The organism is Flavobacterium sp. CAN_S2 (genome assembly GCF_015752255.1).
Classification (GTDB): domain Bacteria; phylum Bacteroidota; class Bacteroidia; order Flavobacteriales; family Flavobacteriaceae; genus Flavobacterium.
This window is the reverse complement of the sequence record NZ_JADOVA010000001.1, coordinates 1,179,889-1,197,754: the sequence shown is the minus strand read 5'-3', so window position 1 is coordinate 1,197,754 and position 17,866 is coordinate 1,179,889. Positions and strand designations below refer to the sequence as shown.

16 protein-coding genes and 1 tRNA gene are annotated in these 17,866 nt (G+C 35.7%); 6 read left to right on the top strand and 11 right to left on the bottom strand.

The genetic code is table 11. From position 1 onward, the window contains the following. Window positions 1-19 precede the first annotated feature (19 nt). Window positions 20-1,237, top strand: a complete 1,218-nt coding sequence (locus IWX80_RS05395; RefSeq protein WP_334682220.1) for a murein hydrolase activator EnvC family protein — start codon at window positions 20-22, stop codon at window positions 1,235-1,237. Between the two features lie 210 nt (window positions 1,238-1,447). Here IWX80_RS05395 and IWX80_RS05390 read toward each other — a convergent pair whose 3' ends face one another. Together IWX80_RS05390 and IWX80_RS05385 are read right to left on the bottom strand one after the other, a co-directional pair. After that, the gene (locus IWX80_RS05390; protein WP_196852474.1) at window positions 1,448-2,296 is read right to left on the bottom strand and encodes a polysaccharide deacetylase family protein; all 849 of its coding nucleotides are present in this window, start codon (window positions 2,294-2,296) and stop codon (window positions 1,448-1,450) included. Window positions 2,297-2,311: 15 nt separating this feature from the next. Then, window positions 2,312-3,337, bottom strand: coding sequence for a hypothetical protein (locus IWX80_RS05385; protein WP_196852473.1), 1,026 nt, complete (start codon window positions 3,335-3,337; stop codon window positions 2,312-2,314). Window positions 3,338-3,617: 280 nt separating this feature from the next. On the opposite strand from IWX80_RS05385, the gene IWX80_RS05380 reads away from it, so the two are divergent. Then, window positions 3,618-5,696: a TonB-dependent receptor family protein gene (locus tag IWX80_RS05380; RefSeq protein ID WP_196852472.1), complete on the top strand. Its 2,079-nt coding sequence runs from the start codon at window positions 3,618-3,620 to the stop codon at window positions 5,694-5,696. A 22-nt stretch (window positions 5,697-5,718) separates the two neighbouring features. Here IWX80_RS05380 and IWX80_RS05375 read toward each other — a convergent pair whose 3' ends face one another. The 3 genes from IWX80_RS05375 to IWX80_RS05365 form a co-directional block, all read right to left on the bottom strand. Beyond that, window positions 5,719-6,165, bottom strand: a complete 447-nt coding sequence (locus IWX80_RS05375) for a c-type cytochrome (RefSeq protein ID WP_334682219.1) — start codon at window positions 6,163-6,165, stop codon at window positions 5,719-5,721. Beyond that, entirely contained in the window at window positions 6,166-7,290 is a 1,125-nt protein-coding gene (locus IWX80_RS05370) for a PQQ-dependent sugar dehydrogenase (protein ID WP_196852471.1), read from the bottom strand. 209 nt (window positions 7,291-7,499) lie between these two features. Then, a complete protein-coding gene (locus IWX80_RS05365) occupies window positions 7,500-9,830 on the bottom strand; it encodes a glycoside hydrolase family 3 N-terminal domain-containing protein (RefSeq protein WP_196852470.1) in 2,331 nt (776 codons plus the stop codon). 375 nt (window positions 9,831-10,205) lie between these two features. Here IWX80_RS05365 and IWX80_RS05360 point away from each other — a divergent pair, with 375 nt between their 5' ends. The 3 genes from IWX80_RS05360 (at window position 10,206) to IWX80_RS05350 (ending at window position 12,491) form a co-directional block, all read left to right on the top strand. After that, entirely contained in the window at window positions 10,206-10,625 is a 420-nt protein-coding gene (locus tag IWX80_RS05360; protein ID WP_196852469.1) for a DUF2452 domain-containing protein, read from the top strand. A 140-nt stretch (window positions 10,626-10,765) separates the two neighbouring features. Beyond that, a complete protein-coding gene (locus IWX80_RS05355) occupies window positions 10,766-11,329 on the top strand; it encodes a Crp/Fnr family transcriptional regulator (RefSeq protein WP_196852468.1) in 564 nt (187 codons plus the stop codon). Between the two features lie 94 nt (window positions 11,330-11,423). Further along, the gene (locus IWX80_RS05350) at window positions 11,424-12,491 is read left to right on the top strand and encodes an SDR family oxidoreductase (protein ID WP_196852467.1); all 1,068 of its coding nucleotides are present in this window, start codon (window positions 11,424-11,426) and stop codon (window positions 12,489-12,491) included. Between the two features lie 289 nt (window positions 12,492-12,780). Here the strand turns inward: IWX80_RS05350 and IWX80_RS05345 are convergent, their stop codons facing one another. The 6 genes from IWX80_RS05345 to rseP all read right to left on the bottom strand — a co-directional run bounded on the left by IWX80_RS05345 (window position 12,781) and on the right by rseP (window position 16,485). Further along, window positions 12,781-13,206 (bottom strand): hypothetical protein, encoded by a 426-nt coding sequence (locus tag IWX80_RS05345; protein WP_196852466.1) that lies wholly within the window; start codon window positions 13,204-13,206, stop codon window positions 12,781-12,783. Then, on the bottom strand, window positions 13,206-13,709 hold the full coding sequence (locus IWX80_RS05340; RefSeq protein ID WP_196852465.1) for a helix-turn-helix transcriptional regulator: 504 nt from the start codon (window positions 13,707-13,709) through the stop codon (window positions 13,206-13,208). The genes IWX80_RS05345 and IWX80_RS05340 overlap by 1 nt, the downstream gene beginning before the upstream one ends. Before the next feature lie 4 nt (window positions 13,710-13,713). After that, entirely contained in the window at window positions 13,714-14,283 is a 570-nt protein-coding gene (locus tag IWX80_RS05335) for a hypothetical protein (protein WP_196852464.1), read from the bottom strand. A 198-nt stretch (window positions 14,284-14,481) separates the two neighbouring features. Then, a complete protein-coding gene (locus tag IWX80_RS05330; protein WP_196852463.1) occupies window positions 14,482-14,706 on the bottom strand; it encodes a hypothetical protein in 225 nt (74 codons plus the stop codon). A gap of 224 nt (window positions 14,707-14,930) precedes the next feature. Continuing rightward, window positions 14,931-15,004, bottom strand: a tRNA-Asn gene (locus IWX80_RS05325). A gap of 137 nt (window positions 15,005-15,141) precedes the next feature. Further along, window positions 15,142-16,485, bottom strand: a complete 1,344-nt coding sequence (rseP, locus tag IWX80_RS05320; RefSeq protein WP_196852462.1) for an RIP metalloprotease RseP — start codon at window positions 16,483-16,485, stop codon at window positions 15,142-15,144. A gap of 224 nt (window positions 16,486-16,709) precedes the next feature. On the opposite strand from rseP, the gene IWX80_RS05315 reads away from it, so the two are divergent. Further along, the gene (locus IWX80_RS05315) at window positions 16,710-17,777 is read left to right on the top strand and encodes an NADH:flavin oxidoreductase/NADH oxidase (RefSeq protein ID WP_196852461.1); all 1,068 of its coding nucleotides are present in this window, start codon (window positions 16,710-16,712) and stop codon (window positions 17,775-17,777) included. The last annotated feature ends 89 nt before the right edge of the window (window positions 17,778-17,866 follow it).

Below are 17,866 nucleotides of genomic sequence, written 5' to 3'. Positions count from 1 at the left end.
AAGCCTAATTTTTATCTGTATGACTTCATTAATGTGGAGTCAGGAATCACAACAAGAAAAATTAGAAGAACGTAAAGCTCAAATTCAAAAAGAAATTAGAGAAAATGAAAAGTTATTACAATCTGTAAAGAAAAAAGAAAAATCTGCTGTCAACGTAGTGATTATTCAAAGCACTAAAATAAAGCTTAAAGAAAAATTGATAAACACGACTGAAAAGCAAACCAAATTGCTGAGTAATGACATGTATATTAATCAAGTTCAGATTAATAAATTGAAGAAAGAATTGGCAGAACTTAAGGAGGATTATGCCGAAATGATTGTGAAATCATATAAAAGCCGTTCAGCGGAAAGCAGAGCGATGTTTCTATTATCATCTGAAAACTTTTTACAGGCATACAAAAGAGCGCAGTATATGAAACAATATACCAGCTATCGAAAAATGCAGGGTGAAGAAATAAAAACGAAATCCAATAAACTTACTGATTTCAATCAAAAACTGAATACACAAAAAACAGCAAAACAAAAACTGATTGCTGAAAACGAAAAAGAACGCTTATCACTCGAAAAAGAGAAGCAGGAGCAATTGAAGTTAGTAAACGTTATCCAAAAAGACAAAAAGAAGATAGCCCAGGAAATCAAGAAAAAACAGCAGGAATACAGAACGATTGATAGGCAAATCAATAAATTGATTCGAGAAGCAATTGCTGCGGCCAATAGAAAAGCGGCTCTAGAAAAAGCGAAAGCCAATCCAAGTGCGCCTGTTTCAAGAGCTGCCGTTTCATCGTCCAAAATTGAGTTGACGCCTGAATCAAAAATTATTGCAGATAATTTTAGAGCCAACAGAGGAAGATTGCCTTATCCGGTTGAAAAAGGATATGTATCACTAGGATATGGAAACCAAACGCATCCATTATTCAATACCATAACTGTTCACAATAGTGGTGTGGAAATCACTACTGATAAAGGCGCCAGTGCCAGAGCTGTTTTTGGCGGAGAAGTAACCAGTGTTATCGTTTTATCACCCGTGAATAAAGCCGTAATGATACAGCATGGAGATTACTTCACAGTATATCAAAATTTAAGTTCTGTAAGCGTTAGCAAAGGTGATAAAGTAAGTATCAAGCAAAGTTTGGGGAAAGTAAGAACCAATGGGGAAACAGGAAAAACAATCATTAAATTCCTAATCCTTCAAAATACAACATATAACAATCCTGAGGGTTGGTTGTCTCCTCGATAACAACAGTTACATTATAAAAAAAAAGCACTATTATATTCCTTGGAACACGATAGTGCTTTTTTTATGGCTGTAATTTGTCGTTAAGAAACTGTTTAGAACTAAAATTATCGAAGTTTTAAACGAACCTTTTCATCGGTTGTATCGCTAATTAATAGTTCGTGTCATTGATTCTATTGGATAAAAAATCAAAATTAGAAACTGTTTAATGTGCTATTCGGATTTAGTGAAAGAAGAATTTATCGATTTCATCATTCCTTCAGTAGACCAAGTTCCCGAAACAATAATACGCCTAATGGTATATAATGGATCTACAGGATCTCTTTTGGTAGCCAAAATATAAGCCATTCCATAACCGCTTTTCTTAATTTCAGGAATTGCGGCTGTATTCCATAAACCAAACGGATACGCAAAATCCGTAACTGGTTTTCCAATAATTTCCTCCAGTTTTGCTTTTGGTTTTATCAATTGTGTGTTCCAGTCATCTCCGGCATATTTTGTGACCATATGATGATCCCAAGTATGCGCGCCTACCACATGTCCGTCGTCAGACAAGCTTTTGATTTGCTCTTTGCTCATATATCCGGGACGGTTGATAGAAACAGTCATGATGAAAAACACGCCTTTGAAACCGTATTTTTTCATCTCGGCTGCGCCAATGCTGAATTGTTCTTCCCGGGTGTCATCAAAGGTAATCATTACTGGATTTGAAGGTAACGGTACATCATATACGAGGTAGTCGTTCAATTGATGGGGTAAAATACTATGATAACCAGCATCAGATAAGGCTTTCATTTGCTGTGCAAAATTTGCTGGTGAAACCGTATATGTTTTTGTCATTTCACCATCACCCGCTTTCAATTCTTTGATATTATGATAACATAAAATGGGAACTTCTTTTTTCGAAAGAATGGTTGCGGCATCAGCTGCTACTTTTTTTGGTGCTACAACTTTTGCTGGAGCAACAACAAGCGGAACTTCCGGAACTATTTTACGTGGTTCTGACTGACAGCTTACCATTAAAAATAGTCCAGCGAAAACTAAATAAAGAATATTTTTCATGAATTCAATGGTAAATTATTGGTACTGAATATAAATCGGTTTTGGTGTGAATTTCACTAATTCTTCCGGACTGTACATTTTCCAGTCGTTTTTATTATCATTTTTATAAAACAATTTAAAACCGGCAAATTGTACAGGTTCTCTATAAATATAACTTACGTAAGAATCTTTTTTTAATACTTTACTTCCAAAACCATCCATATCCATAACGATTTGAACTTCGGGAACGGTTTTGATTTCTTTATAATTTTTTACCATTCCTTGCGTGAAGCGGTGTATTACTAACACTTTTGGAGTCAGTTTGTTTTTGCGTACAATATTTGCTAATATGTCAATCGCGTCGTTAATATCCGCTGCCGTAAAATGCCCAATTTTAGAACCTGGACGTTCACCGTTTTTCATCGAAAATTCAGGGTCAATTCCAAGATGCACATTAGGCATAGAAAGATATTTTTCTAATTCTGCTACTTCAGCTTTCACCGTACTGTGACCTACCTGAATATCTAAAAACACTAATGCATTGATGGGTTTTGCCCAACTGATAACAGTGTCAATTTGTTTAAAAGGCATTCGCAAGCGGTGCATATTGTTTTTCCCCGGAGCACCTTGAGCCGTAACAGCAATGTAATGCAAAGCAGGAATTGCTTTTACAGTAGAATCAGCTGCCTGCCATTTAGCTACTTCGCCTTGGAGTTTTGCTAACATTTCTTTTCTAGGAATTTCACCCAATATTCCCATTCGTGTAGAATATAAATTTCCGTAAAACGCAATAATTCGATTGTATGGCAATAATGCTCCGGGCAAAGGATAAGGCGCTTTTACAGGCCATCTTCCGGTCGTGTCATTGTTGCTTAAAGCAATCATTCTTTTGTTAAAATCAACAGTGTCAATTGTCAGAGTTGGCGTTTTTTCTTTCGTGTCCGTTTTTACAGTATCTGATTTTTCTGTAGCGGTTACACCATCTGCCGCTTTTCCTTTTTCACAGGAAATGCTCATAAGCAGTAATGGAAGTGCAAGTAATGCAATAGCTGATTTTTTCATATATTAATTCTAATTTTTTTAATGTAAAGATAAAGTATTTTAGAAGCGAGAAATCATTTATAATTGTGTTTCAACGCCTATTTATTACATAATTTACGGATTCTAGTTTCAAATTTCTTCTAATTTAATACTCAAACGAAATCTATTTCAGTTAATTGTCAGTTCGTCGTTATAATTTAAAAAAGAGTTTGCTTTAATCACAATTTCAGAATAGCTTTTGGAAATAAAAAGAAAAGGCTAACTTTATAAACGTTTTTACTCATTCAAATACTCAAAACAATTGTTCAAAAATCCCGTTACTTTTCTTCTTTTTTTATGTTGTGCGACTGCTGTTTTTGGACAAGCAAAAAAAGACACTATTGCACTTTCAGAAGTCACGTTGAAAGGTTCTCCGATCAAAAATGCACTGCAAAATGTTGCGGCATCCGTTTCAGTGATTACTACTGCCGACATTAATAAAAGTGACGGAATTATATTGACTCCGGTTTTAAATAAAATTCCTGGCGTTACGATGCAACAAGGCGCTTTGAACACCAACAGGATTACAATTCGTGGCATTGGCGCCCGCTCTCAATACGGAACCAATAAGATAAAAGCCTATTTTGACGGGATTCCGCTAACTTCTGGTGAAGGCGAAACTACGATTGATGACATTGATTTGGCAGCAATTGAAAAAATTGAAATCATAAAAGGACCAAATTCCACAAGTTTTGGATCCGGTTTGGGTGGTGTGATTCAGCTGTTTTCAAGAGAAACTCCATTATTTGAATCTTTTGGGAAGTCAACAGTCACTTTTGGGAGTTTTGGTTTGTTGCAAAACCGACTTTCGGCAGGATACAGCGATTCCAAAACGAATGTATTCACAAGTTACACGGATTTACAAAGTGACGGATTTAGAGCCAATAGTTCCTACAACAGAAAATCATTTAACCTGCATGGCAAACAAAAAATTAGTTCCAACGGAAGTTTGTCATTTTTAGGAACATTCACCCGATTGAAAGCTTTTATTCCGAGTTCTATCAATGAGACGGATTTAAAAAATAATCCGGAGAAGGCAGCTGCTACTTGGGCAGCCGCACAAGGTTTTGAGTCGTATGATAAATTCATGTTCGGATTAGGATACGATCATCAATTTTCTAAAAAATGGTCTTTGCAAACCAGTGTTTTTTCTAATTTTAAAGACGCTTACGAACCCAGACCGTTTGATATTTTGGATGAAAACATAAGTTCGGCGGGTTTTCGTTCTAATGTGAATTATAAAGACCGATTGTTTTCTTTGCCGTTTGAACTAAGTTTTGGCACCGAACTATTGACAGAAAAATACGAGTATTCCCTTTTTGAAAATTTGTACCAATCGCAACCTGGTCAGGGAAGTATTCAAGGTGACGAATTCAGCGCAATCAAACAAAATAGAAATTACAGCAATTACTTTTTACAGATGGAACTTTGGATTTCAGAAAAGCTGCATCTGGAAACTGGTATGGCATTAAACACAACCAAGTATTCGTTAGAAGATGTTTTTGAAAATAATTCCGGCAGTCAAAAAATGCCTTTTACTTTTGGAAATGTTTGGTCGCCAAGAGTTGGTTTGTCATATAAAATAAGCAAAGGGAAAAACATATTTACATCAATCAGTAAAGGATTTTCGGTTCCATCAGTTGCAGAAACATTGACTCCCGAAGGTCAAATAAACACCAATTTGAAACCAGAAATAGGTTGGAATTATGAATTAGGTTTCAAAGGGAACTGGCTTAAAAATAAAGTATACACCGAAGTAACTTTTTATACCACACAAATTAAAAATTTATTGGTGGCACGACGCACCGCCGATGACCAGTTTGTAGGGATTAATGCAGGCAGTAGCTCGCATACGGGATTGGAATTCTTGGTTAATTACAAACTTTTGGAACTGACCCAATTTCAAATCACACCTTATTTATCAGCAGCAGTGAATAATTTTAAATTCAAAGAATTCTTGGATGGTAATGCTAATTATTCGGGAAACCAATTGACTGGCGTTCCCGAAAAGCAATTTAATTTTGGAGTGGATGTAAACACCAAAAAAGGATTTAGCGTGAATACTTCTTTCCGGACGATGAGTAAAATTCCGCTAAACGATTCCAATACAAAATACAGTGAACGGTATTCGTTGCTAGATATTAAAACGACGTATGTTTTTACGATTCTTAAAATCCTAAAAACAGAGCTGAATGCTGGAATCAATAATGTTTTGGACAATAAATACGCAGCTAATATTTTGCCTAACGCAGTTGGTTTTGGAACTGCCGCTCCACGTTATTTTTATCCGGGAAATCCCGTCAATTTTTATGGTGGTTTTTCGGTAGCGTATGTTTTTTAGATAGAAATCCTAAGCCTGAATTTTATTTTTTTATGGCAGCGACTTCTTTCTCGGTAACGACTTTCGTTTGTTTATTGCTCCAAGAAGTCATGATGTAATTCATTACATCAGCCACTTCCTGATCTGTAAGTCCCATTGCCGGCATGCTGCTATTGTACTTTATTTTATTGACAACAATTTCGCCACTTTGTCCAAATTTCGCCGCAGCGATGCTTTCATTTCTCTTAGTCTTTAACCAGTCCGAACCGTCAAGAGGTGGGAAGTTCTTAGTGTCTCCTGTGCCATTTGCACCATGACATTGCATGCAAAAATCAGCATAAATTTCTTTTCCGGGTGACTGAAATTTTGAAACAACTGCGGTTTCTGTATTCAATTCAATATAGTTTTCTTGGGGAAATGGGTTTTCGAAAGAGAAGCTTCCCAATATAAACACTCCAAATCCCAAAAATAATTTCGTTGTCAACATCATTTAATTCGGTATAATTTTTACGATTCCTTTTCCTTCCACGCCCATATAAATATAGCCATCCGGGCCTTGCACCACATTACGCACACGACCAATATCAGTTGCAATTTTCTGTCTGCCTATAACTTCATTGCCTTTCAATTTTAGCAATTCAAGGTATTGGAATTTTAAAGAACCAACCAATAAATGTCCTTTCCAGTCTGGATATTTATCGCTGGTTACAAAAGTCATTCCGCTTGGAGCGATGGACGGCAACCAATAATAAATAGGTCTTTCAATGCCTGGTTTTTCGTTTTGTTTGCTGATGGTTGTTCCGTCATAATCGATTCCATAGGTAACTACTGGCCATCCATAATTAGCTCCTTTTTTGATAATATTGATTTCATCTCCACCTTGAGGGCCGTGTTCATGTGCCCAAATTTCCCCTGTTACTGGATTTTTGGCCATTCCTTGCGGATTGCGATTTCCGTAGGTATAAATAGCTTCTTTGGCTCCGGTCTGACCTACAAAAGGATTGTCTTTAGGAATTGCTCCATCATCATTTAATCGGTATATTTTTCCGCCATCGCGTTTTATGTCTTGGGGATTTACAAAATGTTCCCCACGTTCACCAACAGAAAAATACAAATAGCCGTCGTTGTCAAATACAATTCGGGAACCAAAATGCTGTCCTTTAGTAGTATTCGGAGTCGCTTTGTAAAGTGATTCAATTTGTATGAGACTTCCGTCCAATAATTTTGCTCTAATGAGTTTAGTGTTGCCACCAGTTCCTTCACCTTCATCTGAAGCATAGGTCATATAAATCCAACCATTTTTAGCATAATCAGGATGTAGAACGATATCTAACAATCCGCCTTGTCCACGAGAATATACTTTAGGAACATTTTTGATTTCAGTTTTTGTTCCGTTTTTGACATGATATAAAACACCACTTTTTTCGGTAACTAACATGCTGCCGTCTGGCAACCAAGTCATACCCCAAGGGATAGCAATATCGGAGGCTACGGTTTCGAGCGTGTAGTTTTTTACCTCATCTTTAATAGGAATGTCATTGGATTTTACCTGCGCATCACAACTGAAAGAAAGAAAAGATATAATTGAAAGTGAAACTAATTTGATTTTTTTCATGAGTTAGGTTTTTGAGTCTTTGTAAGACATAAATCTTTTTTAAAGGTAGTAAAAGAGGATTTAAATATTCAATTCAGTATATAATTTTGCGTATAATTAACAAAACAATGCGATTTGAGTTCTGTTTTGATTATCAGATTTCAAGTCAAAATTTGGAATGGGGCATAAAAAAACCACCTAAAAATCTAGGTGGTTTTAATGTAATTTACTTATTTCTTAACGCTGTACTTTGTAGTTCTGGCGTCTTTGATTATCCCTTTCCAGTTTAATCCAAAACCAAAATCATACACATTTCCAGCAGCATCTTTGTATGGAATCATGTCGTGAGGAACATCTTCCAGTTGTTTTTCAACGGTTGTCATATTCAATGGCATTTGTAAAGGCAACAATCCGGAAGGTTCTGTTTTACCGGAAACAATATCCAACAAAGCTTCTACTTGTACGCCAAATTCTCCCACGATAGCATCTACTTCTTTTTCAAATTCTCCAAAAACCATTGGATTAGAAATATTCACAGTAACTAAAACCGGCTTTCCATTCATAGCTTTTTTCGTTTCCAGAATAGTATTTAAATCCGGATATGAATTTGATTTTGACGTTTTATTGAGATACGAACGGTTGGTAATCGTCGGGTCAATTACAGGATCTCCGGCAGCAATACTTAATGCTCTGGCATCAACTGCGGTATACTCTTTTAATTGTAAACTGATTGGCACATATCCATTTCCGCCGGCTTCTCTGTCGGCTCTGCTGTATCCGCCGCTTATTGGGCTTTTGATAAATACAATCGCAAAATCCGCTTTAGCAGGATCTTCCGTTACGGTGTAATATTTTTTAATCAATTCTAAATTAACCGGATATTCTATTTTTTCAGGTGATGGCTGTCCAAAAAAGTTGATTCCTGCTGGAGTAACTCTCTTTGGAATATAAACCGTCTTTCCTTTTGCTATTGGCAATGTTTTATTTTGGTTTTTAATCATTACAACCGACTTCAATTGCGCATCGTATCCAGCTTTCATAAACTCAGGTTTTCCCACAATAGCTTTGGTTTCATTAGGATCTAAATAGGCATTTTCGAATAATCCCACTCGGAAAATATTCAAAAGTAAACGAACTGCTGATTGCTCAAAACGCTTGCGCATAAATGGTTCATCGTGTTCTTTTATTCCCATTTGATATGCTTCAAGTACTGGATTAATGTCGTTATTTCCACCAAATTGATCGACTCCAGCCATTAGGACTTTATAATGTCTTTCGGCTACACTTAATTTTTCAACACCCCAAGATTTTCCTGAAAAGATATCTGGTTTAGCGCCTTCATCTGCAGTAATTAACCAATCGGTACAAACCACTCCATCATACCCGTACTGGTCTCTTAACAAATCTGTAATAATGTATTTACTAAATCCGTTACCTACATTCTCCCCGTATTTTTTATCCTGACCGTACGAAATCGTGTAGTACGGCATCACTGCAGAGGCTTTTTTAGTAGCACCTTTTAATTGAAAAGCGCCTTCGGTAAAGGGTTTCAGATGGGTTTCGAAATTATTTCCCGGATATACTGCAAATTTACCATAAGCAAAATGTCCATCACGACCTCCTTCTTCCGGACCACCACTTGGCCAGTGTTTAATCATTGCATTGACACTTTGATTTCCCCATCCTTCATAAGCATTAATCGATTTTGGAGATGTTTGAAACCCGTCTACATAAGCTCTTGCCATATCAGTTGCCAGTTTTGGGTCTTCGCCAAAGGTACCCACAAAACGATTCCATCTTGGCTCTGTCGCTAAATCAATTTGTGGAGATAGCGCTGTGGTGATTCCCATAGCTCTGTATTCTTTGGCTGCAATAGCACCAAATTGTTCCGTGATAGCGGCATCAAAAGTAGCGGCTAATCCTAGTTCTTCTGGCCATTGTGAGATAGCGCCACCAGAGCCGGCATTGTATTCAGCATCTTTATTGGCTCCGTTTCTTGGGTCAGAACTGTTGTTAGACGGAATTCCCATTCCAATGCCTTCTACTAAAGCTTGTATATTGTTGTTCCAAGTGGCAGCAACAGTTGGACTTTCAATAGAAGTCATCAACACATGACGTAAATTATCTTTGGTTAAAAATCCAATTTGCTGGTCAGACAAATCAGATGACTTTGCACCACTTTTTGAAAATGGTTTTCCGTTGTAAGTTCCCGTAAACATTCCTGCTTCTTGAGCTGGAATAGCTTGGTGCCTGCTGTACAACATTAATCCGGCCATTTGCTCGACTGTCATTTTAGAGGCAAGATCTTTGGCACGTTCCGCTACCGGTTTTCTCCAATCTTCATAAATATCTAACTTGCCGTTTTTGTTGAGGTCTTTAAAAGCCAAACCGTCTACTTGGATGATTTTAATTCCTGATTTTGGCGAATAGCCTAATGTTTGACTTCCTTTATTTTGGATAATAGTATGAGAGTCTTTAGTGGTTTCGGTCCATTTGGATTGCGCCTTCAAAGATACAGCTAGTAACAATAAAGACGGGAGGAGGAAGATTTTTGATTTCATGATGGTTTATTTATCAGTGTAATAACATTTTATAGTTTCCAAATGTAAAAAATAAATGTGTTATTTCGACACATTGAAAAATTATTTTTTGGTTATTCCAATATGATTTAAATACCACATTAATTATTGCCTCTCATAGCTGAATTATGTTGGTGCTTTGTATTTATTGTTTAACTTTGCGTCAAAATATTTAAACAAAATATTCTTTTTTTTAAAATTTCGGAATCGTCTTTTGTTTTGAGTAAAATTTGGGAATCAAAGAATACTTTTGAACGAATAAATATTTTGAATTCGTTTTGAAAAAATCATACATGAAACCAGTCGGTATTAATTACTTCTGGTTAATTAATTATCTTAAAATTAAAGAAAAAGTAAATGGAAAATAAAAAACCAGATAATGTTGTATACACAGTTGAAGCGGGATATAATGCCAATGTTTTGCCTTACGCAACTGGAGTTGGAGCGCCTGTAATTAGAGTCGACGATGTGGTTTCTTGGAAAAGCAGAGGAATTGACAATGTGAATAAAGAGCTAGGGAATAAATTCAATGAACTCAAGCTTCAATATGAAAAGTTGATGCAAGAATATGAATGGAACGAATTAGTATACAGCGCTAAATTTTCATTTGAACCCGTTATTGGCGAAATCTATCATTTGTACAGAGATGCTGAAGGCGTAAACTTTCTTTCGTTGATAGGTCCGAACGAATGGAATAAAGAACATATTGGCACCTTTAAATTAAATAGCGATAAAAAATGGATTCTCCTGAATAGCCAAGATTCGCATTTTTATTAAAATAAAATAACCGAGAATTTTGTTTTCAATTTAATCAAAAATTGTACTAGAATTTTCTATTATTTATGTCTGCGATTGAAAAGGTTTTTTAATCGTTCTTTTTTAATTGTATTTTTATCCAGGCATTAAGCAAAGGAACTATGGAAGAAATTTTAAGACAGCAAATTGAGAAAATTGTACCATTAACAGATGATGAATTTCAATTGGTACTGTCTCACTTTTCGGTTGGTAACTATAAAAAACATCAATATATTGTTCAGCAGGAAAATCCGGTTCCTTATGTTCATTTTGTTGTAAAAGGATTGTTGAAATCTTTCTATATAGATAAATCGGGTAAGAGCCATATTCTGCAATTCGCTATGAAAGACTGGTGGATTACTGACAATCAAGGTTTTTATAATGAAAAGAATGCTACGCTTAATATTGACTGCATAGAAGATGCACAAACCTATTATATCACTCTTGAAAACAGGGAAAAATTGTGTGCCAAATTACACATAATGGAATTCTTCTTTTTGCAAAAAATGACGGCCGGAAATATTGCTCTTCAAAACCGAATTTTATCGCTGATGAGCAAGAATTCAGAGGAAAGATACACGCAATTTATCCAATTATATCCGGATTTGATTCACCGCATTCCTAAAACTTTGATAGCATCCTATCTTGGTATTTCAAGAGAAACATTGAGCCGTTTGTCACATTAACGTGATATAGATCACAAATTATCTGTGACCTATGTCCTTTATAACCCATGTAATATTCTCGAATTTTGTATTTCATAAAATTTAAAACAGAAACATGGAAAATATAGCGTTAGTAGTTGGAGCGACCGGAATAACGGGTAGCAATCTCGCAGGAAAACTTATTGCTAAAGGCTGGACTACTTATGGTTTAGCTAGAAACCCACGAAAAGATATTGAAAACCTTCAGCCTGTTGCTGCAGATCTTTTGGATTTGGAGAATTTAAAAGCAGCTTTAAAAAACATTTCTCCCACACACATTTACATTACAACTTGGATGCGTCAAGATACTGAAGCCGAAAATATTCGGGTAAATAGCTTGATGATTAGAAATCTTCTCGAGGCATTATCTCCTAAAAAATCAGTGCAACACGTAGCGCTTGTTACGGGATTGAAACATTATCTTGGACCGTTTGAGGCTTACGCCAAAGAAGGATTTCTGCCGGAAACACCGCTTAGGGAAGAGCAAACCCGTCTTGATTTGGAGAATTTCTACTATGCGCAAGAAGATGAGGTTTATGCCGCTGCAGCGCGAGATGGTTTTACATGGAGCATCCACCGACCGCATACGATTATAGGAAAAGCGGTAGGAAACTTAATGAATCTTGGCACAACGCTCGCAGTATTCGCCAGCATTTGTAAAGAAACAGGAAAACCATTTCAGTGGCCAGGCTCATCAGCACAATGGAATGGACTTTCGGATGTTACAGATGCCAGAGTATTGGCAGAACATTTAATATGGGCTTCGACTACTGAGGCGGCTCGCAACGAGGCATTCAATGTGGTCAATGGAGATTTTTTTCGTTGGAAATGGCTTTGGAAAAAATTAGCGGAATCGTTTGGAATTGAAGCAATAGGTTTTGATGGTACGATTCATACTCTTGAAGAACAAATGAAAAATGAAGCTCCGGTTTGGAAAAACATCGCTGTTCAATATGCTCTTGAAGAGTCTGATTTAAACAAGTTGGCTTCTCCGTGGCATACGGATCTTGACTTGGGACGCCCGATAGAAGTGATGACGGATATGTCTAAAAGTCGTAAACTTGGTTTCCCTGTTTTCCAAAGAACGGAAGATTCATTTTACGATTTGTTTGAACAGCTTCGCGCGGACCGATTGATTCCTTAGTTATCTTAAGTAGTCTGAAAGAAATAAAAAAGAGGATTCAAAACGTACTGTTTTGAATCCTCTTTTTTATTTCTTGTAACCGTGAATGTGCAAAGTTGGTTTAATGACTTCCTACCAATTATATTACTTTCACTACCGCTTTAAAACAAAAAAGACCTTACATTGCTGTAAAGTCTTTTTAAAAACAACCCTATGGGCTCGAACCAAGGAGTGTGAATAGCAGTATGACCAAGATCTTATGTTGTATTACCTTGTTAGTTACCGAGTCCTATGGCTATATCTTTTTGTTTTAATCAAAAACCACATCTTCATCAATTATTTCTGCAACATTCGTTGTGGGTAAAATATACTGATTAAAGGGTGTGTCTTCTGTTTTAGAGTGTAAAACTCCTCTAGTTGTGCCAATTGTAAGCATTGCCATATGAGCTACAAAATTTTTCGGAAAAATCATTTTACCTTCCTTGGCGAAACTTTCCCATGCGGAATTATCAATCTGAAAAAAACAACTTACCTGAATACTCATAAATGGTTTTCTCTTCATTTCAAAAGTAAATTTCGTTGTAACTGAAAATCTTTTGTCATCCGAATTTAAGCCAAAAGTTAAGTTGGTATTCAGTTTAATTTTACCTTTTTCAGAATGATTTTCTGGAAATAAAGCAAACTGCTCAGTTTTTATCTGAATCAAGCTGAAACTAATTTTATTATTATCTTCCATTACATTGCCTTTTCTAAAGGTTGAAAAGTTGTTTGATTTAATATGTTATAAACAACTTTCATATTTGAACCTTCTTTTTTCTTAAAATTACTCAATGGTTTAAAATACGAATTGCCAGTTGAATCCAAATCTTCCGACCAACTTTCTTGAATTGCTTTTATATTTTCTGCTTTAATTTCAATTTCATTTACTGGCTTGTAATCAATAATTTCCATCAAGACAATTCCTAATGCGGTTTCTAACTTATCAACCGTTTCAAAAGTCATGTTTTCTTGGCCTTTGACAATTTTATTTACATGCTGTGCAGAAACGTTCATTTTTTCTGCTAAATCTTTTTGTGACCAACCTTTGTCTTTTAATGCTTCAAGAACATTAACTGCTACTTTTGCTGATTGATCTAATCTTTTTTTGTTGGTTTTATAATGGCCCAACTTTGCAAGAAAATTAGAAGGGTCGTTACTTACTAATTTTCCAAATTTTTCTAATCTTTCGTTTTGTGTCATGGCTTTAAATTTCAAACGTTTCAAAATCATCTTGGTCTAGAATCCCTTCTTCTTTTAGATAATTTCTAACGTCATTCAATTTTAGTAATTCTTTTTGTAAATGTGGTCTGTCATTCATCGTGCCTACGAGCTTTATTGATCCTCCGGTAACTATGAATGTATTGGGTGCTATTCTAATGGCGTATATACGTAACCATTTCTTCTGGCTGTTTGTTTTGGCTTTTTCTTGTTGAAGTTCTTTTTGAGAATAGTCACCGTCTCGTAAAGGTTTAAAAGCTAATGATAATGTTTCGTCATTACTTTTTGTTCCAGAAATTGCCAATTCTTTGAGTCTTTCAAATAAAAATAAGGCTTCATCCCTTGTGTATGAAATTGCTTGTTGAATGCTGATAGTTTTTTCATAATAACCACTATTCAAATCGTTTTGATGCAAAGTGAAAAAATCGTGTAAATATTGAGGGTCTAATAACCATTGGTCGATACATTTAGTTGCTTCATCTTCTGGTTCTCCTGGAAGGTGAATAGAAAATAATCCCTGCTTATTTTCTTGGGCAAATATAGGAACTATTTTCATAAAATCAACTTATAGGTTTATTTTTTAGCAAAACTATATGATTTTACAATAGTATGGAAACTTAGTTATTAACATAAAGTCTTGTTTCTTCGTCAATTATATTTTATGTTATTCGCTAGTACCTTAAAAACAATGAATTATAGGCTATTTCTAACATACTCTTTGCTTTCCTAAAAATATATTTTATCTTTATCTGCTTTACCTGATCATTGTATTCTCACTTATTTTTTCAATGATACTGATTACTTTATGTGGATCGCCATCATCAAAAATCCCAAGTAACCGTTGGTCAATATTAATACCTGTGCTAAGCTGTTTTCTGTTCCCATTTAGGGTTATTCGGCAAAATAATGGAGATTGATTCTTCTTGTTTTTTCTATTCTTTCCTTCAATAAATAGAATTTTGAAATTGTCTGTTGTCATAACTTTTTGTTTTAGTCAGACATGCAATTGGTTACGATAAAAAAAGTGATGCCTTTTAGAAAAAGTGATGATGCCTAATATGTTGCCTTTTTTTGCAAAATAAGTTGGCAAGTCGGCAGAAGTCAAAAATTCTCTCTTCTCTACTGAATCACCACGAAATCCCCCTTTCACTACCGCTTTAAAACAAAAAAGACCTTACATTGCTGTAAAGTCTTTTTAAAAAGCTCCCTCTCTTGGGCTCGAACCAAGGACCCTCTGATTAACAGTCAGATGCTCTAACCAACTGAGCTAAGAAGGAAACTGTATATTTTTATTTTGGTATGAATGAACGTTTTTAATTGCTTTATTATGATGTGCGTTTCAGTTGTAAAGCGGTGCAAAGATAGGCTATCATTTGGTTTGTGCAAATAAAAATCGAACTTTTTTTTATTTTTTTTACTTCCCTACAATTGCCTTGTAAATGTCATTTCCGTTAGCAAATAGTAAGAGTGTTATAAGTAATACGAAACCAACCATTTGCGCATTCTCTAGGAATTTGTCACTTGGTTTTTTACCGCTAATAATTTCATATAATAAAAACATCACGTGTCCACCATCAAGTGCCGGAATAGGCAATAAGTTCATTACACCAAGCATTATCGATAACAAAGCGGTGATGTTCCAGAAAACTTCCCAGCTCCATGTTTTAGGGAAAATGTCAAATATTGCTTTAAAACCACCTACTTGTTTGTATGCACCAGTACTTGGACTGAAAATCATTTTCAATTGTTTTCCATATCCTACTAATTGATCTTTTCCTCTTGTAATCCCAACCGGAATAGATTCTAAGAAACCAAATTCCTGTTTGCTTACTTTGTAATAGCCCAGTTTTTCTAACGATTCCATTCCTAAACGACCGATACCAATTCCTAATTTTCCATCATTAGTGACCATAACTGGGACTTTTATTTCTTTCTCGTCTCTTAAAATAGTTGCCTCAATCGTTTTGTTTTTGTTGCTTTCCAGAACCGCTTTAGCTTGGTCAAAATATTTTGTTGGTTGCCCGTTAAGCGCTATTATAATGTCTTTTGGTTGCAAGGCAGTATTTTTAGAGTCAGGGGCAACAGCTCCCACTACATATGGCATTCTTATATCCAGCAACACACTTTTTTCTTGTTGTGACAATTGATCCACAAAATCATTTGGCATTTTGATGGCTTGTTCTGCTCCATTTCTTACAATAAGCACTTCTTTTGCCATGATAACTTTCATCGTAAGATCATTATCAAATTTGACAATTTTTTCACCATCAACAGAAACTATCTGATCTCCAGTTTGGAAACCCACTTTTTGCATCGCCTTGTTTTCTACTAGCAAGCCATCTTTTAAATCTTCATTAGCAATATAAGTATCGCCATAAGCAAATGCCATTCCGATATAAATGATAAACGCCAAAATAAAATTCACCGTAACTCCACCCAGCATAATAATCAAACGTTGCCAAGCCGGTTTAGAACGAAATTCCCATGGTTGCGGAGGCAAAGCCATTTGTTCTTTGTCCATACTTTCGTCAATCATTCCGGAAATTTTCACATAACCGCCCAAAGGCAACCAGCCAATACCATATTCGGTTTCGCCAATTTTCTTTTTGATAAGGGAATATTTAACATCAAAAAATAAGTAGAATTTTTCGACTCTGGTTTTAAACAGTTTTGCAGGAATGAAATGTCCTAATTCGTGAAGTATAATCAGTAATGATAAGCTCAATAAAAATTGAGAAAGCTTGATAACTATGTCCATTTATTTGTCATTGCGAGGAACGAAGCAATCTAATCCTCTTATTAATTTAATTTTATAACTCACAAAAGTAAGGTTTTCTATTTGTTTATTTTACAATAATTGTTCCATACCATTTTAAAAGTTTGTTAATTAATAGAAATTCAATTCTTACTTTGGTCTGTGAATCTTAACTTTACTTTTTTGAAATGAGTATTTCTTGTTTCTTTCACTTTTAAAATAAAGATATGTCTTCAAAATTATTTTCTCCTCTCACAATAAAAAGCATCACGCTAAAAAATAGAATTGCTATTTCACCAATGTGCCAATATTCAGCACAAGATGGCTTTGCCAATGATTGGCATCTCGTACATCTGGGAAGTCGTGCCAGTGGTGGTGCAGGATTAATCATTCAGGAAGCGACTTCAGTTTCTCCCGAAGGCCGAATTTCTCCCGAGGATTTGGGACTTTGGAAAGACGAGCAAATTGAAAAAATGGAGCAGATTAATCAATTTATAATCAGTCAGAAATCGGTTCCCGGAATCCAATTGGCTCATGCCGGAAGAAAAGCAAGTGCCGCATCACCCTGGAACGGAGGCCGAAAACTAGATGCAACACAAGGCGGTTGGGATACAGTGGCACCAAGTGCAGTTGCGTATCATCATACTGAAAACGCTCCTGTTGCATTAGACGAAGCTGGAATTCAAAAAGTAATTTCCGACTTTAAATCAGCTACAAAAAGAGCGGTTCAAGCAGGTTTTCAGATAATGGAAATTCATGCCGCACACGGGTATTTGTTGCATCAGTTTCTTTCGCCATTATCCAATTTTAGAACCGACGAATATGGTGGAAGTTTCGAAAACCGAATCCGTTTAACACTCGAAGTCGTGGATGCAGTTCAATCAGAATGGCCGGAAAACCTGCCTTTATTCGTTAGAATTTCTGCTACAGACTGGGCAGAAGGCGGATGGAATGCCGAAGAATCTGTACAGCTTTCGAAAATACTAAAAGAAAAAGGAGTGGATTTAATCGATGTTTCTTCGGGAGGATTAGTGTCACATCAACAAATTCCTTTGGGACCAAATTACCAAGTTCCTTTTGCGGACCAAATTAAAAATGAAACTGGAATTCTGACTGGCGCCGTAGGTTTAATTACTGATGCCACTCAAGCCGAGGAGATTGTCGCTACAGGAAAGGCTGATTTAGTGTTGTTTGCCAGAGAATCCCTTAGAAATCCGAATCTTGGATTGACATTTGCCCATGATTTAAATGCGGAAATTGAATGGCCAAAACAATACGAAAGAGCTAAAAAATAGATTTTGATTTTGAAACATATAAGTCATATAAGTTTTCTTATTTGTTTAAATTTTGAAACATATAAGTCATGTAAGTTTTACTTTTAAAA